We start from the raw sequence: 23005 nt of genomic DNA, 5'->3' as shown, positions 1-23005 counted from the left end.
AGTTAAACCAAACTCATTCTGCAATTCTTTAAACAAATTCAAAACTTGCGCTTGCACCGATACATCTAAAGCTGAAACAGACTCATCACAAATAATCAATTTAGGATTCAAAGCTAAAGCACGAGCAATACAAATTCGTTGACGTTGACCACCAGAAAAAGCATAGGGATAACGATTTAATGAATCAGCAGTTAATCCTACCCTTTCTAATAAATATACTGCGCGATCGCGCCTAATTTGGGAATTATTACCTACTCGATGAATTAACATTGGTTCCATTACTGCAGCGCCAACAGTTAAACGAGGATCCAGAGAACTAAAGGGGTCTTGAAAAATAATTTGCATATCCCGTCGTAACCTCCGCATCAATTGCTTAATTCCTGACCTACCTGTATGGGAGTTTGTTATTTCTTGACCCTCAAAAAACACCTGTCCGCTTGTAATCGGAATCAATTGTAGTATTGCTCTAGCTAAGGTACTTTTACCACAACCAGATTCTCCCACTAAACCCAAAGTTTCACCGGGAGCAACACTAAAAGAAACATCATTAACTGCCATATATAAACGTTTAGTTTGACCAAACATTCCTTTAACTGGGAATCCTACTCGCAAATTATTAACTTGTAAAATTGAATTTTCTGTTGTTTGGGGAGTTGTTTGTTTTGCCAAATCTACATTTTGTTTTTCTGCTGTTACTGTTATCTTTTTTTCTCTAATTTCAATTTCGCCATTTGAGTTTGTTACTTCTTCCATAAAATCAGAAACAGTAGGCAAGCGCAAAATTTTTCCATGGAGGGGAGGACGACAAGCTAATAAACCTTTTGTGTAGGGATGCTGTGGTTGAGTAAATATTTGTCCGATCTCGCCAGACTCAACTATTTTACCTTGATACATTACTGCTATAGTGTCCGCAACTTCAGCCATTACTCCTAAGTCGTGAGAGATAAATATAACTGACATTCCTCTGCGTTGTCCCAACTCCCGGAGTAATTCTAAAATTCTCGCCTGGACTGTAACATCTAAAGCTGTTGTAGGTTCATCTGCAATTAATAAAGTGGGGTTACAAGAAATCGCCATTGCTATCATCACTCTTTGCAACTGACCGCCAGAAAGTTCGTGAGGATAACGGTCTAGCATGGCCAGCTTTTTTTTGTTGACTTGTAGCATAATTTCGCGTTCGCTTGTACCACTACTTATTCCTTCTTCCTCCTTCCTTATTCCTTCTTCCTCCTTCCTTCTTCCTTCTTCCTTATTCCTCTCTTGGTGCGCATTCCCTTGCGACTGGCGTCGTCGCGGGGTCGCACCGCTTCTTCCTTCTTCTGCTATTTCTTCTATAGATTTTTGTCGCAACACTTCATCATTAGGCAGAAGTTTTACTTCTTGAAGTAGAGATGCTACTTGACGTCGTGCTTCTGCTGGTGAAACATTTTGATGAAATCTAATAGCTTCTGTTAACTGAAATCCAATGGTATAAACAGGGTTAAGAGAACTCATAGGTTCTTGGAAAATCATGGCTATTTCGCCACCCCTGTATTCTTGTTTTTGCTCTGCTGGTAACTGTAATAAATTTATTGGTTGAGAATTTTGTTCATTTTCAGCAGAATTATTGAACCAAATTTCACCGTTAATTTGACAAGATTTAGTTAGTAATAAACCCATAATTGCCAGAGATGTAACAGATTTTCCGGAACCTGATTCCCCTACAATTCCTAGAGTTTGCCCTCGTTTGACTGCAAAAGATATACCATCAACAGCTTTTAGTAGTTTTTCTTCTGTTGTAAATTGAACTTTAAGGTCGCGAACATCTAGTACAATATTACTCATTATTACTCATTAGAAACTAAGTATTAATAATTAGGTTAATTTATATTTATATTTAAAATTTATTTAAATTATATAACAATACTATGATTTTGTCAATTTTATTTAAGAGTTAAAATATTCTCTATAGCAATCCTAAATAGATTGCGGGTAATCAAAAAGTAAATAAAAAAACTGAAACTCTTACCTGTTCCCTGTTCCCAGTTAAGTGTTCCCTAAAAAGCAGTAAGATTTTTGACAGGAATAAAATAGGATTGCTATAGTTTTTAATTTGCCCAAATCGAGACTCAATTAATTAAGTATTGGATCTAGAAAATTATTAAGGTAAAATAGTTACTAACTATGACTTAGTAGATAATAATTACCTACTAAATAATAATAATTGTGAAAAAATTATCTTTATTTTAGATAATTTTACTGAAATATTTCAATGGATTTAGTTAGAGTAAATTACTAATTTCAGTGTATATACTTAAAATTATGGATAACAATCAATTTAAAGAATTTTTGGGTGATATCTTAGTAGTGGACGACCAACCTAATAATCTCCGAATTTTAGCTAAAATACTCTCTGAAAAAGGGTATTAAGTAAGGGAAGCCACCAATGGAGAAATGGCATTAATAACTATCCAATCACAAGTGCCAGATTTAATTTTATTAGATATTATGATGCCACAAGTAGATGGTTATCAAGTTTGTCAACAGTTAAAAGCAAACCCTAAAACGAAAGATATTTCTATCATTTTTGTTAGCTCTATCAACGGTTCTGTAGATAAAGTAAAAGAATTTTCTGTGGGAGGAGTAGATTATATTACTAAACCACTACAAATAGAAGAATTATTGGCTCGTGTAGAAAATCAAATGATGATGACTAAACAAAAACAAAAATTGAAAGAAGAAAACACTAAACTCAAACAAGAGCTTTCAGAACATCAACAAAATGAGGAGCAATTACAATTATTACACAGAGCAATTGATGCTTGTCAAAATGGGATAATGATTACTGACTCTACTCAAACAGATAATCCTATAGTTTATGTGAATCAAGGCTTTGAAACAATAACTGGTTATTCAAAAGCAGAAGTAATGGGCAAAAACCCTAGATTTTTACACAAAAATCACCCAAATCAAACTGCTCTGACAGAAGTCTCCACAGCTGTGCAAGAACAAAGAAAATGGGCGTTGCACAATCAGGAATGATAAAATCCGAAAGTAGATATTTTTGGATAATTCTTTCCTCAATATATGTACAGTTTAAAATCTATTATCATTAATGTGCAATCCCTCTTTTTAAAGATATCTCAAATGGGTTCTATAAGTAGAATTCCCAATTGGCCTACAGCTATTACATATCCCAGAGCTTTATATTTAAAATATACCTATTGAATAAAATATCTAGTTCCTAAAAATTACAAATTCTTGGATCAAACACAGATGATGTGCTGTATTATAAATAACTTTAATTTTTCCACTTTCATTAGAAACTCTTAAGTAATTAGGAACTTTCTCGGACTAAAATAATTCGTAAGTATTTAGATAGTTTAAATTTTATTCGTTATCACAGATTATGAAGATTAAAGCTTTATTTCGTACTGTTCCACTATATCCCCATAGACTAATGTCCCAGTCTTTATCAGCAGTAACTCTATCTATATTAGGCTTAATGATGGGTGTAATACCTACTAGGTTATCTAACTCATTAATTCCTGTATTTGATAGAGCTGTCTACGCTCAGGAATCTTTTACAGATACAGAAGAAGAACAAGAAGCAAACTTTACAGATGAAGAAATAACTAAATATAGTACTACAGTTTTACAAATTGAAAACTTAAGAATAGGAGTTTATCAAGAAATTCAAAATGAATTTCAAAAACAAAGTCCAGGAGGATCTATTCCTCCAATTATTTGCAATCAGAAAAACACTGTTAACGATCTACCACGAAATATTCAAGTAATTGCCGTGAATTACTGCAATCAAGCTAAAAAAATTATTGATAGTAATGATATGACCGTTACTCTGTTTAATCAGATTACAATGGCTCAAAAGATTAATCAAACCTTACGAGAAAGAATTCAAACTGAGTTGCTCCGTCTTCAACAAGAGCGAACAAGTAGTCAATAAACCCATGACTGACAATGGTAATTTTAACCCAACGTTTAGCTGCTGACCAAAATGCAGTAGTTTGTTTGACTTTACCTCTGACTGCAGTACAACGGACCAGGAGTCGCTATCGTTTTGATACAGAGAATGGGGAAATTTTACATCTGCGTTTGTCTAGAGGAACAGTGCTGCGCGATCGCGACTTACTGGCCAATGAGACGGGTGAGTTTATAGTCAGAATAATTGCTAAACCAGAACCCATCCTGAGAATAACAGGGAAAACTTCCTTAGATTTACTCAGGGCAGCTTATCATTTAGGTAATAGACATATACCAATAGAAATTACTCCTACCAATTTAAAGTTATCTCCAGACCCAGTGTTAAAAGCTATGCTGGAACAATTAGGTATGGAAATTATAGAAGAAATCTCTCCATTTCAACCAGAAATAGGAGCTTATGGTCATGGTCATTAAGCAAGAGATAGCAAACCATATATATGTCTGTTTTATAAACCGGAAATCATGCACTATCAAAACCAGGGAGAAAACCAACTTTTATGTCTTTTACAGTTAGCAAGTCCGGCGTTACCAGTAGGAGCTTATAGTTATTCAGAAGGTATTGAAGTATTAGTAACTACAGGAAAAATTTCCGATTATGATAGTCTCAAAAATTGGTTGATAGATTGTCTCAAATTTGGAAGTATTCGATTAGAAGCAGGATTAATAGTTAGAGCTTATTTGGAAACTAATTCAGGAAATTTACAGCTTTTAAATAATTGGAATAATTGGGCAACGGCAGTTAAAGAGACAGAAGAATTGCGTCTGCAAAGTTTACAAATGGGTCGAACTTTGATTCGTTTATTTACGAATATTCAGCCAGATTTATCAACAGAATTAATGAGTTTTGTCCAAAAAAAACTCGAAACAGAAACAGATTTTTGTAACTTTGCGATCGCTTATGGTCTAATTTCTGCTTCGAGTTTTGTCCAAAAAAAACTCGAAACAGAAACAGATTTTTGTAACTTTGCGATCGCTTATGGTCTAATTTCTGCTAGCTGGCAAATTGAGATTGAAACTGCAATTTTAGGTTATCTACATAGTTGGGCAACTAATCTAGTTAATGCTGGTGTCAAATTAATTCCTCTAGGTCAAACAGTAGGACAAAAGTTATTATGGGAATTGCAAAATCAAATCGTTTTGAGTGCCAAAGAAATCCTCAAATTAAAAGATGATGAGTTAAACAGTTGTAGTTGGGGATTATCTCTAGCAAGTATGGCTCACGAAGTTCACTTAGCGCAAACTAAAAAACTCAGGGAAGAGTTTTTTAGTTTGCGCTAAGTGAACTTCGTGAGTTAAACAGTTGTAGTTGGGGATTATCTCTAGCAAGTATGGCTCACGAAGTTCAATATACTAGATTATTTAGAAGTTAGGTTATTTCAGTTATCAGTTATCAGTTATCAGTACCTCTGCAATAAGGAGGCTTGAAATCTGAAATATTCTCTTTTTTTATACTCTTAAAAGGGAAGGCTTTAGACCACGATTTTTCGGTAAACTATTGTTTGATAAGTTTACCTATTATAATTATAGCCGTCGAAAGAAAGGGCGTGGAAAGTTCAAAAGTTTAAAACTCAGACAAAGTAAGGCTTTTCCTTCTTCCTTCTTCCTTCTTTCTTGTTCCTTCTGCTATACCCATTAACAATTAGTAATTTATGAATGTTTTTCGGATTGGAATAGCTGGCCCAGTAGGCTCAGGTAAAACAGCTTTAGTTGATGCCTTATGTAAGTCAATGCGACAAGAATATAATATTGCAGTTGTCACCAATGATATTTATACCCAAGAAGATGCCCAATTTTTGGTGCGAAGCCAAGCATTAGATAGTTCTCGTATAATAGGAGTAGAAACAGGTGGTTGTCCTCATACAGCTATCAGGGAAGATGCTTCTATTAATCTCATTGCTATTGAGCAATTAGAAAATAAATTTACCGATCTAGACTTAGTATTTGTCGAAAGCGGTGGTGATAACTTAGCAGCAACTTTTAGCCCCGAGCTAGTTGATTTAACAATCTATGTAATTGATGTAGCTGCCGGTGATAAAATTCCAAGAAAAGGAGGTCCAGGTATTACTAAATCCGATCTACTTGTGATTAATAAAATTGACCTTGCTCCCCATGTAGGAGCAGACCTGAATATTATGGAAAAAGATACTAAAAATATGCGAGGCGATCGCCCTTTTGTCTTTAGCAGACCTGAATATTATGGAAAAAGATACTAAAAATATGCGAGGCGATCGCCCTTTTGTCTTTACGAACCTCAAAACAAAAGTTGGTTTAGAAGCAGTTTTAAACTTTATCCACAGATATCTAATTGTAGATTAACTCAATTTTCCTAATTCTATCAACTTAAAACATGAATAATATTTGGCAACGTTTGAAAAGTTTACCTTGGCAAGAACTATTTTTAGTAAGTTTCATTGCTATTTTGGCAGTTGTAGCAACAGAAGTATTATTAATCTTAAGCTTCACTTATTTTGTTGTTATCCTGAAACCATTGAGTATGCTATTTTCCTCTCCAATTTTTGGCGTATTAATACCTGTAGGAGCAGCAGTAGGAATGGGAGCGTTAGCAGTTTATTTATTAGAATTCTGGCAAAAGCAGTGGTTACTGAATAATTCTAGTCTTTGGGCGCTAGTTTTATGTTTATTTATCGGATTATTATTCAAGTCTTTATTTCCTCTCCCTGCTGTATTAGTTAGTGCATCTAGAACTTCATTAATAAGTCTAGCTATAGGAGTTTTCTGGAAAGGGCGACCTTATTGGCGACGTTAAAAAATTTCTGGAAATATAGGAAATATAATCGATGAAAATACTTACAAATTGGGGTTTTACCAGAGATGGGTGGCGCAGTGGCAAACGCGGTGAATATTTGGTATTAATTCAAGGTTTATTGCTGGTAGGATTTATTTTTTTGCCTACATATCACCTACCAGGAATTAGTTTAGAATTGCCAAAATTAATATACTCTTGTTGGATCGTAGCAGCACTTTTTATGATCGCTGCATTAGTTTTGATTGCGAAAGGATTATTAGATTTAGGCAAAAATCTGACACCTTTGCCATATCCAAGAGTAGATGGTGAGCTAGTGCAAACAGGAGTTTATGGCATTGTTAGACATCCTTTGTATAGCGGTTTAATTTTCTTGACTCTCGGTTGGAGCATTTTTCAACTTAGTTTGTCTCATTTTGTAGCTGTTATTGTGATTTTTTTGTTTCTTGACTTGAAAGCAAGGCAAGAAGAAACCTGGTTAAGTGAAAAATATCCAGAATATTCAGATTATCAACAACGGGTAAAAAAATTAATTCCAAGGATTTATTAATTAGATATTAATTCACGATATTTGTCTCGAGGTCAATATATTTATTCAGAAGCAATTGAGATTATAAAAACAGTATATTAGATAACAATTTATCAATATTTATTATTTCCATAACTATTTTTTAACGTAATTCTACTGAATATTCTGCTAAAGTGCGAATAACAGTAATTTTTTTAGCTTCAATGATTTGATTTTTGGAATAACAAATTTTGGCGATAAAAGCTAGTTATTTTAAACAAATATCAACAGATTTCATCTAATCTTCACAATACTAGGATAAAAATTAAAGTAATTGTGAAAGTTTGCAAAATCAGGCCAAATTGGCTATACAAGAAAGTGAGATCAAAGTTAGACTGAAAATATATTGATAGAGTTGATATATAGGATGATCTAATTATGAGTTCTATTACAAGTATTTCACAGCAAGCTGCTCAAACAAACCATAACTACCTAGATAAACTACTGCAACCAATTCGCGAATATCTCGATCGTGTAGAAATAAATAATCAAAAAATAGCACATTTGCTGTGTCAATTGATCCCAGATCAATGTCCTTTTGAGAGAGATGTGAAACTATTCGGACATCTACTGTTTCATATTCCTGCAATGTGTAAACTGAATCCTTTGTATGACCAATTTATCGGCTTACGATTTCGCGCTTTAACTTTTCTAGCGGATGTTTGTGGAGAGGATATTACGGGTTATATCAAATCCGTTTAATTCGGTATAAAAACATTCTTTATCTTCACCATTACCAAATCTTCATAAATTTTTTCCCTCCTGACTCCTGACTCCTGTACGTCGCCAATCCGACGGTTCCCCTACCTGACTCCTACTTCAAAAGATTTTATACCGATGCTACCGGATTTGATATTATTGCTGAAATATATTTCTTAATTTTAAATACTTGCTTCTACATTTTGTCTTAGAGTAGCTCAATGATATTTAGGTTATGCTACCAAGAGCTTAGTTTTTCTATGAAACTAGGCTCTTTATTATTGCCGAATGCGATCGCTATAACAAAAGGCAGAAGGCAAAAGGCAGAAGGCAGAAGGCAGAAGAAAAAATATCGGGATAAAAAATCTAGGACTTCAGCAAATACCCTACACATAAACATGATAAAATATAATATTCAAGACTTTCTTCCTTCCTACTTCTGTCTTCCGTCTTTAAATAATGGCAAAATCCCTAAAACCTGACGCATTTTTCCAAACACCAGGAGTCATTCTCGATGTTCGTAGTCCCGGCGAATATGCTCAAGGTCATATTCCTGGATCTGTTAATTTCCCTCTATTTAATAATGATGAACGTGCCTTGGTGGGAACTTGCTACAAACAAAAAGGTAAAGATGAAGCAGTCGAATTAGGGTTAGCGATCGTCGGTCCGAAATTAGCTAATTTTGTTGCCCGTGCGAAGGTATTAGCTCCAGACCGTCAAGTTAGAATTCACTGTTGGCGAGGTGGAATGCGTAGCGCTGCAGTTGGTTGGTTACTGGAAACCGCAGGATTTAATGTTGCTCTACTGATTGGCGGTTACAAAGGGTTTCGACGTTGGGCACTTTCTCTATTTTCGATTCCACAAAAAATGATTATTCTGGGGGGAATGACTGGCAGTGGTAAAACTGAGATATTGACTGCTCTGGAAAATATAGGAGAACAAGTATTAGATTTAGAAGCTCTAGCTAACCATCGGGGTAGTAGTTTCGGTGCTTTGGGGCAGTTGCCTCAACCTACTAATGAGCAATTTTGGAATGCGATCGTGATGGAATGGGCAAAGTTCGACCGGAGTCAAGTTTTATGGGTTGAAGCGGAGAGTAAGCGTATTGGAATGTGTTGTATTCCCCAGGAAATTTTTGAGCAAATGGAAAGGGCGAAAGTTATCTCAATAAGTCGTAGTCGTCAGGAAAGAGTAGCATTTTTGGTCGAAATTTATGGAGAAGCAGATATTAATGATTTGATTGCTGCGACCGAACGCATTAGAAGACGACTGGGGGGTCTACGGACGCAAGAAGCGATTAATTTTCTGAGGGAGGGAAACTTGGCAGCAGCTTCAGATTTAATTCTCCACTATTATGACAAAACTTATACTTATGATTTAGAAAAAAGAGGAGTTAGTATTCATAAAGTAGATATTTCTGGTTTGTCGGCGGTTGATGCTGCCGTTTTGGTGCGGGAGAAAAGTCAAGAGATATAGTGGCGATCGCCGGATATTATTGTAGGGAAAAGGAAACAGCTAAGTTATTCTGTAGGGTGCGTTGCAACGCACCTATCGGTAGATTAGTTGTCTAATATCAAATCCGATACTCCTAAAATTGTGATATTAAATAATTGGTTTCTATTGCCCACAAATCAAAGGCTGTAGGGAATAAGTTTAGTGAATTTAAGTCAATGACTTCCGACACAACAGAATCTTGCCTGACAGTATGGTTTAAACCGATAGCGTGTACTACTTCGTGAGATATCACATACTGTTGTAAATATTGATTTTCAACATATAGCAATTCATCAGATAAGAAAATATCGCTGTTGATTGGACGATCTCCAGGGAAGTAAGCATAGCCAAGATAAGGAGTATTTGAATCTATACTAATTTTTATTTCTGCTGTATTGTAATCTACTTGTTGAAAGTCTAAATAGGTTCTGTTTTCTATGTAGTTGAAAGTATTGTTAAATAAGGCTTGAAGTTGTGGTGTAATACTATTGTCATAGCCATAAGTTGCATTTGGACTTAAAGCAAGTCCAGTTAGAATATCGTACATAATTACAAAAGAAGGTAAAGTGAAGAGAGGGTGGAATATATTTTTGATCGCTAATAAAGCAAACATGATATTATTGATTGAGCTGATTGCGATCGCTCAGTTGTCATATCATTAAGGTTGGGTTACTAAAGTAAGACCCAACCTATCAGCTAACAATTAAGAAAGTGCAGTTAGTTATTACAAAGGTCTGAAAAAATATCTGTCACTATGTCCGCAGGAACCTATAGACAGCTAGAGGAAAGAGCTTTACAAGAAGAGCGAACTTTAGTTAGTCTGGCCCTGTTTTACATAGAGAGCGGATTAGCTAGGAGTAGAGAATATGATGTTCTGCATGAATTAAGTTTTGACTATAAAAAGGCTTTAGCAGAACAACAAGCTCGGATAAAAACTCTTGAAGCCAAAATTGATAATTCCGATCCTCCTTTGGACAATCTTGTCAGAAAGGCGATAATCAAATCAATTTCAGGCCAAGCTTTAAACAATGTAGACATCAGCCTTATATGCGAGTACCTTGATTACGATCAGGAATTACTACCCGATCTAGTCTATGGAGATCAAATCCTAGAACAAAATGCAGATGAGGAAGAAGATCGAAAATCAGCCTCAATTCCTGAATAGACATCTCTGAAAATAATCAAACATCTACTATAACCATCTTTATGGCAAGAAATCGCTATCAATGGATGGATTAAAGCTGTATTTAAACAGGGTGCATGAAATTGCACATTAAAGAATGATAATAAATTTTCAACTGTACATATATTGAGGAAAGAATTATCCAAAAATATTTACTTTCAGATTTCATCATTCCTAATTGTGCAACGCCGGGTGCAGACACAATCCCAGAAAAAAATGCAGATGAGTAAAAATATCAAAGGTAATCAGCCTCAATTCCTGAATGGATGGACTGAAGCCGTCTTTAAACAGGGTATCGTCTTTATTGCCCCTTTTTATTATAGGAAAGAAGACGTAATTGCTATCTACAATCAACATGAAGATTGGTTTATTTTATTAGCTACTAAGTGGGGTGAGGTTCGCCTCATCTGGAATGGAGCAAAACGAGGTATCAGAATTATAGGGAAAAAAATAATGATTAAAGAACTAGGTAAAAGTCTAATTGAAATTTACGGCGAGGTTAACCCACAGTTTATCACTGATATGAATACTAACGAGGTTATTTGGATGAACCAAGCCGCCATTGTTGCTAATAGTAACCAACCAATGAGTAAAATTGTTGGTCAGCAAGCCAAAGATTTATGGCAACCTGGTGAATTGAATAAAATGCTTGATTTCTTAGATAATGACCTTTACCTTCCTAAATTTGAAGTTAAAGGCTATAGGTTTCTTCCCGATGGAGAAAAGGAAAAATATACTACCTTAAACGAGTACAGAATTATCAATGCTTTTGGCAGAAAGTGTCGATGGTCTAGAGTTAATGTTTAAATATTCTAGCCTTGTTGATGCTGCTTGAGTAAGGGGAATCTTAAAAGGTACTCAATTACTTAGGTGAATACAATCAAAATCAGTGGGCATCGCATATCTCGTGAAAATCAAGTAGCAGATTTGATTTATTCATAGAGTGTACGGTGCTCAATTCCATGATACAGAATGGTAAGCTGGAAAGCTAGAAAGTGGAATTCTAGTTAATTCCTCCAGTAAAGAGTTTGACTCTTGCCTTGATTCAACAAAGCTTATTCAGATTACGAATATTGATCGGATTAGCGATCAAAGTAGGCGATCGTAATTTGCCCAATCAATCTGACTATAAAGATCGTTAAAAATGTTTTTTGGCATATTACTCAGGATATAGTAAAATAGAAATAAAGTTATCATTTTCTTTGTGGGTTTAATACCCCACCGTCTACAGGGTGTTCAAAATTACTTGGGGTGAGAATCCCCATGTAATTTTCCTCCTGTCTCCTGTCTCCTGTCTCCTGTCTCCTTCTTCAATCAGCGATCGCGATATTTTTTCAAGGTGATTGGTAGTAACAGAACAAAAATCTAAACTAAGATTACGATTCCTACTGGGAATAAATTAAGGAAACAGGACTTACACATAAAGCAGGAAAAACTTGGATTTGAGATTATTTTCCCTATCGGTCACAATGATGGAAATACCTTGTGGTGACTAAGTTATAAGAAATTAGATTTTCCTACATAAGTACATAGGCAAAATCAATTACACATATTTTAAGGTAATAATAAATCGCTCTATTCTTTGAATATAGACTATTACAGCGTTTATTGTTTTCGGTCTTAAATTTGCATGACTACTTATCTAGGAATAAATCAGCTTTTCAGAGATGATTAGATACTCTTTATGACTTACACATGAGGTAGGAAAAACTTGGATTTCAGATTACTTATTCCGGACTGGTCTACAAACCCCATCGGTAGCTTTGGACAGAAATAGATCGTATTGTGTAAGTTTCATGGTGTTAAATTATAACATACAATTCCCAAGAATGCTACCCATTCCCTTGAAATTATAGTTCTGCTCCAACTAACTAATAGATTTCTTTAAGGGTTGACTATTATGGTATCAAATTCTCTCAAAGTAGTTTCAGCTACTACATTGGGTCTAAATTGTACTGAAAAAACAGAGCAAGAGTTTTGGCAGCAATGGCTAAAGCATGAAGATTATCTTTATTATTGCTGTGTCAAGTGGATGGGCGGAAACCGAACTAATGCTGAGGACGCCCTCAGTCGGGCAATGCTCAAAGCTTGGGAGAAGAAGCAAAAGAATGCAGCAAAAATTTATAATTCTAAGGCATGGCTGACAAAACTGACTTATAACCTCTGTGTGGATATTCATCGAGAACACATTCGGGGTGCGAATAGAGTTGAAAATATCGAAGATTACGCATCTGCTGAGGAGCAAGAAGTGGTTTTAGTTGAAGAAAGGCCAAATTATTTTATAGAAGCAGAAGAGAAAAGGATTGTGATTCGTCGTGCTATTGATAATTTGCCGACGAGAATGCGTGAAACGTTTATCCTGCATTTTTATCAGCAACTTCCTCATCAAGACATTGCCCAAAAACAAAATATTTCCTACGATAATGTCTGCAAGCGAATTTCTCAGGCACGGAACATATTACGAAAGGAGTTGAGGGAATATTTTATCGGGGGGCCAGTAAGATGAAAAAAATATTTCTACTGGCTGTAACAGGGTGGTTGATAGGGAAATGTTCTTGGTGAGACAGTGACATCAAATCCGGTAGTATCGGTATAAAAAAGCAGAGAAACCGGGTTTGTATTTAATATCAAATCCGTTTAATTGGACATAAAAAAAATCTTCAATCGTCATAACTACGCTCATCTTTGTAATTCTTTCTTCTCCTGACTCCTGACTCCCCCTCCCAGGAGGGGAGGGGGAGGGGCGGGGGTGGGTTGACTCCTCCTAACTTAACCATTCTATGGTTGTTTAACCGGATTTGATATAATGCCCCACTATACTAACATATACTTTCCACAAACCCGGTTTCTGATAACACTTCCATTGCAGGCAGATTTGATCTGACATCAGAAGTTGCTTTTCCTAAGCAGACAACATCTATAGCAATGAGCGCTGGTATATTTACAAATTGTAGTAGGGGCAAAAGAGCTAGAAGTCTTATATTATCGGCAATTTATTCCCCCTGTTCCCTGTTCCCTGTTGCCTGTTCCCTGCGCACAGCGCTATAAGTAAAGTTTCTTTGAATTTTAAGAAAAAAATAATTCAGAAATTTGCTTCCTTAAACGTCTAATTAATGAAAGCAATTACAAGCTTTCTATTTAGTGAGGACAATATTATGCTGTAGTTGAGCTAAAACAGCCCAAAACTCAAGCATTAATCAAATCATATCAAGTCCAGATAATTACTTAGTGTAAAAGTCATTGCGACTGAAATGGAGTTCAAGGTTTGCGGAGCATTCCGGAACGGAAAGCAATCTCTCAAAGCTGGAGATTGATTTTCTATAGAATGTTCTACAAATGTCGCAATGACAACTGTTCAACCGGACTGGAACTCAAAAAGTATTCTGCCTCTCTAAACTTCTTGTTCCATCTGTTTTTTGTACTTTTTTGTATACAATACTATTTCTCAAATGACACAGACAAAAGAAAAATTCAAAAAACTCGAAGTTCCCTATTTCTCTCAGTTGGATAACGATACGGCCTATCACGGACCTGGTTACAGACAATGTAACCTAACTTCTTGTTCAATGTTTTTAGCCTTTCTCAGACCCGATCTTGTTGAAAAAGCAAAATCAGAGGGTTATAGTGAATTTGAAAGTATGTATGGGAAGATACTAGATAAATATGGGGATACTACCGATCATCAAGCAAATACTCGTGCTTTACAATATTTTGAAGTAGATACCTATTTTTCCTATACACTTTCAATTGATGAATTAATCGAGTGCTTGCAAGCAGGATATCCAGTAGTTATGGGTATGGCATATAAAGGTAGCGGACACATGGTGGTAGCTACAGGATTTGACCTAGACAAACAGAAAATTTTCATACACGATCCTTATGGTATTAGAGACGGAGCGGGCAATACTTACCAGGTAGGGGTAAAAGCAGCTTACGATCCTTACAGTTTCGATCTTTTAAGAAAAATTTGGGTCGATATGGGTGAACAAGCAGGATGGGGTAGAGTCACTGTTTCTGTTAAAGGAAAACCAACAGGACTACCTCAGAATTTGTAGATTTTGCTATGCTGTCTCTGCCGATAGCAGGGAACAGGCAATGGTGGCAAAACATTAATATTTATGCCTAATTAAATCTGACTAGATCATTGCGACCGGAGTGGAAGGAAGTAACCTCTAATGTCCTAAGATTGCTTTCTAATAGAATTGCTTTGCCAACTTTCCACTCCCTTGCTCCTTTACCTCCTGTCTCTCTTCTGTTTCTACCCTCTTTTGCTCGTTGCCTGTTGCATTCACAAAAATATCAAGACTATAAAAAATGGAAACTATCAAAGCAATTAGTCAAACTGTTCTCAAAAAAGCAGTAGCTCAAGCTTCTCAACTTCCTGAGAGTCAAAAAACATCTGTTGCTCAAGGAAAAACTTATGAAGTTATCAAATATTCTCTAGCAGAACAGGGACATTACCAAGTTGAACTCAATCATAATGCTGGAACCTGGTATATTTTCTCCGATCATTGGGAGCTATCCTGGGAAAATCAGGCAGAAATTATAGAATCTAATAACTCAGATTTATTGACTGCTGAAAATCTGAAAGCAATTATGCCCGATGCTTCTGATGATGATATTCATAGATATGTCGCTCCTCTCAATCAAGTTATACATGATTTTGATTTAGCAACAACAGCAAGAGTTTGTGCATTTATTGCTCAAATTGCCCATGAAAGCGGTTCTTTTTATTATAAAGAAGAATTAGCTAGTGGTGCAGATTATGAGGGACGAGAGGATTTAGGTAATACTCAACCAGGAGATGGCAGACGATATAAAGGAAGGGGTCTGATTCAACTTACTGGCAGAGCTAATTATCGTGAATGTGCTCAAGCATTAGATTTGCCTTTAGAAGAGAACCCGGAAATGGCTGTTCAAGACCCTTATACAAATGCGGCGGTGGCAGCTTGGTATTGGCAAAGTCGGGATATTAACGAGTATGCAGATCAAGGAGATTTTGAAAAAGTCACCCGTCTGATTAATGGTGGTCTGAATGGTTATAGCGATCGCCTGCAATTTTGGGAAAAAGCTAAAAAAGTTTTTGGTATTGATTAAGAAAGGAACAGCCCATTTTGAGTCTTTCAGGACTTACCAAATAATTAATAATTGAACAATTAAGGTTTAAAGTCTCTCCTTTTAAGGAGAAAAAAGCGGTCGATCTTCGGAGCTTTCTGTAGGATAGGATGGCAAAGCCGCTCCGCTTTTTCCTACGGAATGCTTCCCTACGGGATGCTGCGCAAACGCAAACATGTCGCGCAGCGTTAACGCGCGTTGTGCGTTAGCTAAACGCCATATCCAATCGACCAAGAGAAGAAAAATTTTTCCTTTTAGTCAATCCCCTTCTTTTTAAGAAGGGGGTAATTGTTAATTATTAATTGTCAATTGTTGAAGCATGAGGCAAGAAAAACTAGGGATTTGAGATTGCTTCTCTGTGGGTGGCAATGACGAAAATACGTTGTACTGCGTAAGTCCTATCTTTCTTAGAAAAGTTAATTTAGTGGAGGTAAACCTCAAAATGTTCGCCTTTGTTAAGTGTTAGTCTTAAGGCAACTTATCCATTAGCAAAACTTATCTGAAGGATAAACCCAACATTCATGTTTTGTTGGGTTACCTTTGCGGGAAGCAAGCTAAATTCTTCAACCCAAACTACCCCCATGGGATTAATTATTATTTCTCTATAATACCAGTTTGATAAATGTTTGCTACAAATAGTTAGGCTATTTCTTAGGAGTCAACCCACCCCTCGCCCCTCCCCCTCCCAGGAGGGGAAGGACCGAGTCAGGAGTCATAATGAATTGCTTCAATACCAGTTTTTAGGTCGTAAATTCTCTTTTTTGTCAAAGGGACATTTCCTAGCAAATCTTTTTATCCCACTTATTATTCGTAACATTCTTTTTTCACGCTTGGTATAATAGGAGTTTTAATTAATATAGAGTACAAAGATTTTGGCTTGAAGGCAGAAGTTTTGTAGTTAACATTTCTGGAAAACTGCTACAATTTCCTAATTTAATAATTCTGAATTCTACATTCACTCACTCTACATTCATAAAAATGAAGTTTTGTAGTCTACCTTTGTGAAAATCGCTATAAATATGCAACCTAAAGATAATTTTGATAATTATGATTTAAATTCCTTGGAAAACAAGCCAGTTTTCGAGGAACAACATAATCTTCCGGTTATTGATGAAATAGATACCAAAGTTTATGATTTGTTCGCCCAAATCAATGAGGTAATTACTGACTCTAATTTTATCCAGGAATTAAGCGCAGAAAATCAAGAAGAAGTTTCCAAAGTTTTGATATTACTCTCAGATATCAAAACTCTATATCTATCTGGAAAATTAATTAAAAATATTCACCAAAAATCAGAAGTGGCTAATTTAGTATTTAATCTTAGTATTGCCATTCAATATTTTCAGCATAACCCCGAAAAACGGCTGATTGAAAAACTGCGAATTGATGGAGAATTTAGAATCAGAAGAATTAAAAACTTTTGGCTAGCTTTACCTATTAATTTTTATCGAAGAGTTACTTCTAAGATTATTCTGAAAATTTTACTAGGGTTAATTTTAGGACTTCCATTATACATAGTACTTCCACTGGGCTTATCATCAGGAAGCGACAACTTAGAAAAAGCTCTACAGTCAAAAGGAATTCTTTCATTCAATGCTGATAGTAGAAGCCATGAAACACCAGATATGTATATAAAAGATTTTCAAATGACAGTTTGGCTAGGAAATTTGTGTTTTACTACTGGCGCTCTAGGTAGCATAGTTAGTATCTTATCTCGGCTTAGTAATTATGAACAATCTGAAGACGATCACCAATATGAAGACTCAATAATTCCTATCTTAGTTGGTTTTTATAAGCCTCTGATCGGAGGTACATTTGGCATTTTAATTTTTGCTATTTTACAGGGCGGAATTATTCCGATTTCCTTTGGTGAAATTAATAACGAAAAGAGGCAAGATCAAAGATGGATGTCTCTATTTTCTTTGTCTTTTGTGGTGGGATTTAGCGAGCGATTAGCAAAAGATATTATTAATACGACAGAAAAAAATTTTGATTCAGAGAAATAGGCAGTGATAGATAGATGGACAAAAATGTTGATTCTATTTCGTGTATAGTAATGCTATATCGGGAACAATTTGTAATATTATTTTCAGGACTTACGAATAAGGAACGAAATCTGGTTATAAAAGCTAGTTTTTCCAAATCTGTCTAGTCCTTTTGCTTTCTGCCTTAACTTGAAAATCAATCTCGCTTCTAAAAATGGATACCTTAGTTCAATATCGCACTATTATTCAACAGAAACTCAAAGAATATACGGAAATTCCCTATGCTTATGGGGATTTACAATGCCGTTTAATTATAAGTGAGGATAGGAATAATTTTTTATTAATTACTCAAGGATGGGAAGATGATGTACAAGTTCATGGGTGTTTAGTTCATATAGAGATTATTGGAGATAAAATCTGGATACATCGGGATGGTTTAGAGGATGGAATAGCATCCGATCTACTGAGAGCAGGTATTCCTAAAAGTCAAATTGTCTTGGGTTTTCATCCCCCTGATGTGCGACCTTTTACAGAATTTGCAGTGAATTAATTATTGACTAAACTAGGAGGTAATGTTATTTTCTAATTGCAATTAGAAACAGCTTTAAGACTAATTAATAGTAAAATAATCACTTTCCCTTTATCTTATTATCAATCATTTGAAGCAGAAGCAAGAAAGCGTATTCTTAGAGACCCTAGAAACACATCTAAAATAGTGAATTATGTTATTGGGGGTCTTCATTTCATCTAGTGGTTAAACTCCTAAATTTAATGCGGAACCTGCCTCTACTATTGCACTATTTTAGATGAAACAGTCCACTACAGCTAGTTAAATATAATTAAAGAGTTAGGGTGCGGAATATGCACCCGATTTTTGAGCTATTCAGAATATAGTTTTCGCAACTCATCCATTGAGGAAATCTGGTGAATTTGAGAAGCGATAGAACTCCGTTCCGCTTGCGCGACCGCCATAGGAAGTCAGAAGTCAGAAGTTAGAAGTCAGAAGTAATCCCTTGTAATTATTTTTGTTGTCAGACATGGGAGTGGGAGCATATTGCTCCCATACTAAGCATTCCTGGTTCGTATTTTTGAGCTATTCAGAATACAGTCTTCGCAACTCATCTGTTGAGGAAATTTGAGGAATTTGAGTAACAATTCTCTCTAATAATTTCACATCATTAATTGCTGAAATTTCGGATAATATCCCCACATATTCATCACCAAACTTGAGTTTCAATCCCATTTCAATTGCCAATAATAACGCCTGTTTAATTTGAACATCTTTTTGAGATATTTCAGCATCTTTTTGGGATATCTGAGTATCCTTTTGAGATATCTCAAGATTTTTTTCTGCTGCTATTTCATCTCCTGTTTTAATCACATTCCCCAACTCATCACACCAACGCAACCAAGTACCATTCAGATTTTCAAATACACCATTCCAAAGGATTAATCCTAAATTTACATCAGCAAACCAAGGATCATTTTTCGGAATATAAGAACTACCATGAAGTTGAAATACTTGCAGAAAAGTTTTACTTAGTTTTTGCAATGGATCGTAGAGAACATAATAAGGAATTCGTAATTGTGCATACTTTGTCAATTTACTTCCTAATTTATTGCCTGGAGTGGGAGAAACAATTTCAATTACTACATCTGGGGACTTGCCAAATTCCCAGAATAAATAAGAACGAACATTACGTTTCCACCATTGTTCGCCACCAGGAATATTCAAACTTAAAAACACATCAGGTACAATTCCTGAATCTCCGACATAAGAAAATAAACCCACATTAGCAGCAACGATAAAAGGAGCATTTATAGGTATTTCAGCACCGCTGTAAAATACAGTTGTAAGTAGACGTTGTTGTTTTTCATTAATAAAGCTATCCAAAGGAGTATCATCCTCCAGAATCATATTAGTAGTGTCTGGGTATTCATGGGGCAGAAGAGTCAATTTTTCTGACATAGTTCCTCCAGATTGATTTGGTAATTATTTCATATATTAAATTTCAGTGGTATTCAGCAGTATATCAAATCAATTTGTGGGAAATGCGAGACTCTTTAGGAAAGATACAACAAAGCCACTGAGTAATGCTATCTATAATTTTTATTCACTATTTTTCTCCAATTACCAATTCCCGACTCCTCAATTTTTTGTTCTCTTAAGCATAACTAAACGCATTATCCCAGATATAATCTATTAATTGTTTCGCATCATCTAAGGGTAATACTCGACAACAAAAATTTTCATCATAAGTTAATAATGGTATATTTGAAATCTCATTCTCATCTTCACCATCCCTGACAATTTTGCCCTGAATTTTTGTGAGATTATTTAAAGGTCCATTAATATCAAAATCAATTTTTGTATCAAAATTTTCCTCCATCCAGGCCTCAATCTTGTTATCCAATTGTTCTGGAGTTAGATATGTATTGCTTGTCAATAAGTGATAGTAAACTAAAATAATTTCCTTACATTCTTCTTCCTCTGCATCATCAATTAAAGTTTGAAATACACCTGCATTATTAGCAATATTATTGAAAAATAAAGTGTCTGTTACCTGTTTTTGAAACTTAATCTGTTTAGTTTTGTATTGAGTATACTGCTTGAAACAAAATCCTCCTAAAGTTACTAATAGAGATAATGAAGCTAATAAAATTCCAGTCATATTCCTCACATCCTCCGGATTAGCTCTCAAGTTCAATTTTTCTACATAAGACGGACCGAAAGCTAGAAAAACAATTACACCGATAATTAGTAAAAGTTGCGGTAAAATTTTCAGGGCAATAGGTACTGCTGCACCAATAGCAGGTACTACTAACATTAGACGGTCTTTCAAAGTCATACTAACTTTTACATTAGGAAATAGAAATTCTATATCATTTTTAGGAATATTTTTATAGAGAGAAATATAGATTTTTTTAGAACTCAGATGAGATTCTTCCTGAGAATATTCTGAACCATCAGTCTCTTCTGTATTTTGGCACTTAATTAATAAAGCAACCCTTTCAAAAATATCAATTTTCTTTTCAATTTTTCGGAAAAATTTCTTAACTTTTATTGTCTTATATATATCTCCTCGACAGTAACATATCATCTCTTCAAAGTCATCAAAATTGATATCTGTTTTCAGTTCAATTAGGGAAGTTTCCTGAAAAGCACGTTCTAAACTAGCGTGAGATATAGGAAAAAAATTTCCTTGATCTAGAATTTTCTCAAAACTCTGAACAACTTTAGTTTTCATCATTGCTAGTTCTGATTCAGAGAGAGAAGCAATATATTTAGTATTAGCATCTGGATTAAATGGAGCATAATTTTCCTTTAATATCTCCAGTGTTTTATGTAATTTAAAATGATAATAAGCCAGGAGAATAGAACAAAAATCTCTAAACTTTTGTAAAGATCCTTCTGGTAATTTACCATCTTGAATACAAAGTTCTATGATATCTTTTCTAGAATAAGGAATAAATGCTTCCCTGTCTTGATAAACTGCCATGGTTATATACCTCGATTATATGAGGATATATTTTACCACTTTTTTCGCCCCATAAAGACGCGATAATACTTGACAAAATCATCATAGTATGTATAAATAAAAGAAGCTATCGCTTTAATAATAAAGGTAGCTAAAAAATAAAATACAAATATATAAAATCATCATCATTTAATAAAATGAATCCAGAAGCAACTTTAAATCAACTTAAAGAAGCCAGTCCGGAAGGAAAACTTCCCTCTAGTTACGGAGTTTATTTCAAAAATACATTGGTAGCTTTATGCCATGCTTTAGAAGACCACATATTACAAACTAACCCTAAAAATTATGAAGAAAAACCATTAGTTTTAGTCACATTTCAAAGAGGTAAATGGTATTTACAAGAAGCATATCGTTATCAAGAAATAGCACAATCTAGCCGTCACATTATTATTAGCGCAGTACCAGATAGTGGGTTACCCAAACATCCTACAAGTCAGCTAGAAAATGTCTCTTTAGTTAATTTAGAAACGACGGATAGTTTAGTTAATGAATGGAATCTAATTATCTTAGCTCCAGGTTACAGAGCGATGGTACTTTGCCATGAACTATCAGAAGATGAATATGTACTCAATGGTAAACCCACTGTAGATGTAGAAAGAAAATTTTACGGTTTATGGAGTTTCGACCGGAGTTTAGTAGTTAAAGCCGCAGAAATTCTCATAGAAAGATGTCGCCCCTACGATCCTGCCTTAGCAGACAGCATTCAAAAACAACATCAAGAAATTCTAACTATCAAAGATGCACCACCTACAGATATGACTAATGTGGTATCTCGAATAGTTTCTTATCTGGAAACTTCCCAACAGCAGATGATTACAATGAATCGTCAAACTAGGGAACTATGGGAATTGGAAGGTCAAGCGTTACGAGTTAGTCGCAACCTAAACGCTAATAAATTGCAGGCATTTTTACGAATGGCGCAGAAAGCAGATGAACGCGATCCGAGTAACCCTATTGCCTCTTTGCAAGTTGCAGCTTTATCTGAAACTCTTGGTCAAATGTTAGATTTACCTACTTTGCAGTTACGACGTTTGCGGTTAGCAGGATTATTGTTTCGAGTGGGGTTAGCATCAGCACCAAACGAAGTATTTACTCAAACACCAGATGAATTAGATGATGCAACTTTAGCTTTTTGGCAGGAAAGGAGCGTACTTGGTGGTCAATTATTAACAGCGATGCCAGAGTTAGCACCTATAACTAAAATTGTGACTCATCATTTAGAACATTGGGATGGTAGTGGTAAACCAGACGGTCTCAGAGAAGACGAAATACCCGTAGAATCTCGAATTCTGGGGTTAATTTCTTACTTCCAAGAGCTAATACAAGCACGAGGTAAAAGAATAGCTCTTAGTTTCGGAGAAGCTTTAGAAAAATGTATCAATCACAGTGGTAGATATTTTGACCCTATTCTTGTAGAATCTCTCAGCAACGTGGTTCGTTTAACAGAAATGGGTCTGATGCAATTACCTCAAAGACCAAGTCAACTTCCCAACGTTTGGTTAGAGGAAGCAGTTACATCAAAGACATCAGTCAATTAATATCTTTAAAAATACCTCGATCTTTTCTTTACTTTGGATGTAGGAGCTTTTCTATTTCTTGAGTGGGGGAGTAGGGGAGTGATCTCAAATCCGGTAGCATCGGAGTAATTAAACCTGAATTTTCGGCCACCAATGGTAC

At 35.3% G+C, this 23005-nt stretch carries 21 protein-coding genes and 1 pseudogene; 18 read left to right on the top strand and 4 right to left on the bottom strand.

Features of this window, described 5'->3' with window-relative positions:
- A partial coding sequence (locus D5R40_RS20005; protein WP_134239622.1) for a dipeptide ABC transporter ATP-binding protein occupies positions 1-1824 on the bottom strand: 1824 nt, incomplete at its 3' end.
- A 597-nt stretch (positions 1825-2421) separates the two neighbouring features.
- Between D5R40_RS20005 and D5R40_RS41305 the strand changes: the two are divergent.
- The 10 genes and pseudogenes from D5R40_RS41305 to mnmH form a co-directional block, all read left to right on the top strand.
- Positions 2422-2664 (top strand): annotated as a pseudogene (locus tag D5R40_RS41305) (response regulator); the annotation flags it as partial.
- An 18-nt stretch (positions 2665-2682) separates the two neighbouring features.
- Entirely contained in the window at positions 2683-3021 is a 339-nt protein-coding gene (locus D5R40_RS41300) for a PAS domain-containing protein (protein ID WP_338043198.1), read from the top strand.
- 367 nt (positions 3022-3388) lie between these two features.
- On the top strand, positions 3389-3943 hold the full coding sequence (locus D5R40_RS19995; RefSeq protein WP_124145443.1) for a DUF4168 domain-containing protein: 555 nt from the start codon (positions 3389-3391) through the stop codon (positions 3941-3943).
- 14 nt (positions 3944-3957) lie between these two features.
- The gene (ureE, locus tag D5R40_RS19990; RefSeq protein ID WP_124145442.1) at positions 3958-4395 is read left to right on the top strand and encodes an urease accessory protein UreE; all 438 of its coding nucleotides are present in this window, start codon (positions 3958-3960) and stop codon (positions 4393-4395) included.
- 48 nt (positions 4396-4443) lie between these two features.
- Positions 4444-5259 (top strand): urease accessory protein UreF, encoded by an 816-nt coding sequence (locus D5R40_RS19985; protein WP_124155100.1) that lies wholly within the window; start codon positions 4444-4446, stop codon positions 5257-5259.
- 371 nt (positions 5260-5630) lie between these two features.
- Positions 5631-6194: an urease accessory protein UreG gene (gene ureG / locus D5R40_RS19975; RefSeq protein WP_375339395.1), complete on the top strand. Its 564-nt coding sequence runs from the start codon at positions 5631-5633 to the stop codon at positions 6192-6194.
- A 134-nt stretch (positions 6195-6328) separates the two neighbouring features.
- Complete coding sequence (locus D5R40_RS19970) at positions 6329-6748, top strand: peptide chain release factor 1 (RefSeq protein ID WP_124145439.1); 420 nt, start codon at positions 6329-6331, stop codon at positions 6746-6748.
- A 31-nt stretch (positions 6749-6779) separates the two neighbouring features.
- Positions 6780-7295: a methyltransferase family protein gene (locus tag D5R40_RS19965; protein WP_124155099.1), complete on the top strand. Its 516-nt coding sequence runs from the start codon at positions 6780-6782 to the stop codon at positions 7293-7295.
- 396 nt (positions 7296-7691) lie between these two features.
- Positions 7692-8015 (top strand): Mo-dependent nitrogenase C-terminal domain-containing protein, encoded by a 324-nt coding sequence (locus D5R40_RS19960; RefSeq protein ID WP_124155098.1) that lies wholly within the window; start codon positions 7692-7694, stop codon positions 8013-8015.
- Positions 8016-8471: 456 nt separating this feature from the next.
- A complete protein-coding gene (gene mnmH / locus D5R40_RS19955) occupies positions 8472-9488 on the top strand; it encodes a tRNA 2-selenouridine(34) synthase MnmH (RefSeq protein ID WP_124145436.1) in 1017 nt (338 codons plus the stop codon).
- A gap of 112 nt (positions 9489-9600) precedes the next feature.
- Here mnmH and D5R40_RS19950 read toward each other — a convergent pair whose 3' ends face one another.
- A complete protein-coding gene (locus D5R40_RS19950; RefSeq protein WP_124145435.1) occupies positions 9601-10119 on the bottom strand; it encodes a matrixin family metalloprotease in 519 nt (172 codons plus the stop codon).
- A 141-nt stretch (positions 10120-10260) separates the two neighbouring features.
- Here D5R40_RS19950 and D5R40_RS19945 point away from each other — a divergent pair, with 141 nt between their 5' ends.
- The 7 genes from D5R40_RS19945 (at position 10261) to D5R40_RS19915 (ending at position 18339) form a co-directional block, all read left to right on the top strand.
- Positions 10261-10671 carry a hypothetical protein gene (locus tag D5R40_RS19945; protein ID WP_124145434.1) on the top strand — a complete coding sequence of 137 codons (411 nt, stop codon included), beginning with the start codon at positions 10261-10263 and terminating at the stop codon, positions 10669-10671.
- Positions 10672-10905: 234 nt separating this feature from the next.
- A complete protein-coding gene (locus tag D5R40_RS19940) occupies positions 10906-11496 on the top strand; it encodes a hypothetical protein (protein ID WP_161565024.1) in 591 nt (196 codons plus the stop codon).
- 1093 nt (positions 11497-12589) lie between these two features.
- Positions 12590-13195, top strand: a complete 606-nt coding sequence (locus D5R40_RS19935) for an RNA polymerase sigma factor (RefSeq protein WP_124155096.1) — start codon at positions 12590-12592, stop codon at positions 13193-13195.
- Between the two features lie 943 nt (positions 13196-14138).
- Positions 14139-14744: a C39 family peptidase gene (locus D5R40_RS19930; RefSeq protein WP_124145429.1), complete on the top strand. Its 606-nt coding sequence runs from the start codon at positions 14139-14141 to the stop codon at positions 14742-14744.
- A 259-nt stretch (positions 14745-15003) separates the two neighbouring features.
- Positions 15004-15786, top strand: a complete 783-nt coding sequence (locus tag D5R40_RS19925) for a glycoside hydrolase family 19 protein (protein WP_124145428.1) — start codon at positions 15004-15006, stop codon at positions 15784-15786.
- A 1037-nt stretch (positions 15787-16823) separates the two neighbouring features.
- Entirely contained in the window at positions 16824-17810 is a 987-nt protein-coding gene (locus tag D5R40_RS19920) for a hypothetical protein (RefSeq protein WP_124145427.1), read from the top strand.
- A 193-nt stretch (positions 17811-18003) separates the two neighbouring features.
- Positions 18004-18339, top strand: coding sequence for a XisI protein (locus D5R40_RS19915; protein ID WP_124145426.1), 336 nt, complete (start codon positions 18004-18006; stop codon positions 18337-18339).
- A 543-nt stretch (positions 18340-18882) separates the two neighbouring features.
- Here D5R40_RS19915 and D5R40_RS19910 read toward each other — a convergent pair.
- A complete protein-coding gene (locus D5R40_RS19910) occupies positions 18883-19758 on the bottom strand; it encodes a Uma2 family endonuclease (RefSeq protein ID WP_124155095.1) in 876 nt (291 codons plus the stop codon).
- 196 nt (positions 19759-19954) lie between these two features.
- Positions 19955-21289 carry a TMEM143 family protein gene (locus tag D5R40_RS19905; RefSeq protein ID WP_124145424.1) on the bottom strand — a complete coding sequence of 445 codons (1335 nt, stop codon included), beginning with the start codon at positions 21287-21289 and terminating at the stop codon, positions 19955-19957.
- A 176-nt stretch (positions 21290-21465) separates the two neighbouring features.
- Here D5R40_RS19905 and D5R40_RS19900 point away from each other — a divergent pair, with 176 nt between their 5' ends.
- Positions 21466-22866, top strand: coding sequence for an HD domain-containing phosphohydrolase (locus tag D5R40_RS19900; RefSeq protein WP_124145423.1), 1401 nt, complete (start codon positions 21466-21468; stop codon positions 22864-22866).
- Positions 22867-23005 lie beyond the last annotated feature (139 nt).

It is taken from the genome of Okeania hirsuta (assembly GCF_003838195.1).
GTDB classification, from domain to species: domain Bacteria; phylum Cyanobacteriota; class Cyanobacteriia; order Cyanobacteriales; family Microcoleaceae; genus Okeania; species Okeania hirsuta.
This window is presented reverse-complemented; position numbering and strand designations above follow the sequence as displayed.

What these genes read in the sequence shown, in the direction of transcription:
- D5R40_RS41300 (WP_338043198.1), top strand. Translation starts at nt 2,683, where the DNA reads ATGATGATGACTAAACAAAAACAAAAATTGAAAGAAGAAAACACTAAA.
- D5R40_RS19995 (WP_124145443.1), top strand. Translation starts at nt 3,389, where the DNA reads ATGAAGATTAAAGCTTTATTTCGTACTGTTCCACTATATCCCCATAGA.
- ureE (WP_124145442.1), top strand. Translation starts at nt 3,958, where the DNA reads ATGGTAATTTTAACCCAACGTTTAGCTGCTGACCAAAATGCAGTAGTT.
- D5R40_RS19985 (WP_124155100.1), top strand. Translation starts at nt 4,444, where the DNA reads ATGCACTATCAAAACCAGGGAGAAAACCAACTTTTATGTCTTTTACAG.
- ureG (WP_375339395.1), top strand. Translation starts at nt 5,631, where the DNA reads ATGAATGTTTTTCGGATTGGAATAGCTGGCCCAGTAGGCTCAGGTAAA.
- D5R40_RS19970 (WP_124145439.1), top strand. Translation starts at nt 6,329, where the DNA reads ATGAATAATATTTGGCAACGTTTGAAAAGTTTACCTTGGCAAGAACTA.
- D5R40_RS19965 (WP_124155099.1), top strand. Translation starts at nt 6,780, where the DNA reads ATGAAAATACTTACAAATTGGGGTTTTACCAGAGATGGGTGGCGCAGT.
- D5R40_RS19960 (WP_124155098.1), top strand. Translation starts at nt 7,692, where the DNA reads ATGAGTTCTATTACAAGTATTTCACAGCAAGCTGCTCAAACAAACCAT.
- mnmH (WP_124145436.1), top strand. Translation starts at nt 8,472, where the DNA reads ATGGCAAAATCCCTAAAACCTGACGCATTTTTCCAAACACCAGGAGTC.
- D5R40_RS19950 (WP_124145435.1), bottom strand. Translation starts at nt 10,119, where the DNA reads ATGTTTGCTTTATTAGCGATCAAAAATATATTCCACCCTCTCTTCACT.
- D5R40_RS19945 (WP_124145434.1), top strand. Translation starts at nt 10,261, where the DNA reads ATGTCCGCAGGAACCTATAGACAGCTAGAGGAAAGAGCTTTACAAGAA.
- D5R40_RS19940 (WP_161565024.1), top strand. Translation starts at nt 10,906, where the DNA reads ATGCAGATGAGTAAAAATATCAAAGGTAATCAGCCTCAATTCCTGAAT.
- D5R40_RS19935 (WP_124155096.1), top strand. Translation starts at nt 12,590, where the DNA reads ATGGTATCAAATTCTCTCAAAGTAGTTTCAGCTACTACATTGGGTCTA.
- D5R40_RS19930 (WP_124145429.1), top strand. Translation starts at nt 14,139, where the DNA reads ATGACACAGACAAAAGAAAAATTCAAAAAACTCGAAGTTCCCTATTTC.
- D5R40_RS19925 (WP_124145428.1), top strand. Translation starts at nt 15,004, where the DNA reads ATGGAAACTATCAAAGCAATTAGTCAAACTGTTCTCAAAAAAGCAGTA.
- D5R40_RS19920 (WP_124145427.1), top strand. Translation starts at nt 16,824, where the DNA reads ATGCAACCTAAAGATAATTTTGATAATTATGATTTAAATTCCTTGGAA.
- D5R40_RS19915 (WP_124145426.1), top strand. Translation starts at nt 18,004, where the DNA reads ATGGATACCTTAGTTCAATATCGCACTATTATTCAACAGAAACTCAAA.
- D5R40_RS19910 (WP_124155095.1), bottom strand. Translation starts at nt 19,758, where the DNA reads ATGTCAGAAAAATTGACTCTTCTGCCCCATGAATACCCAGACACTACT.
- D5R40_RS19905 (WP_124145424.1), bottom strand. Translation starts at nt 21,289, where the DNA reads ATGGCAGTTTATCAAGACAGGGAAGCATTTATTCCTTATTCTAGAAAA.
- D5R40_RS19900 (WP_124145423.1), top strand. Translation starts at nt 21,466, where the DNA reads ATGAATCCAGAAGCAACTTTAAATCAACTTAAAGAAGCCAGTCCGGAA.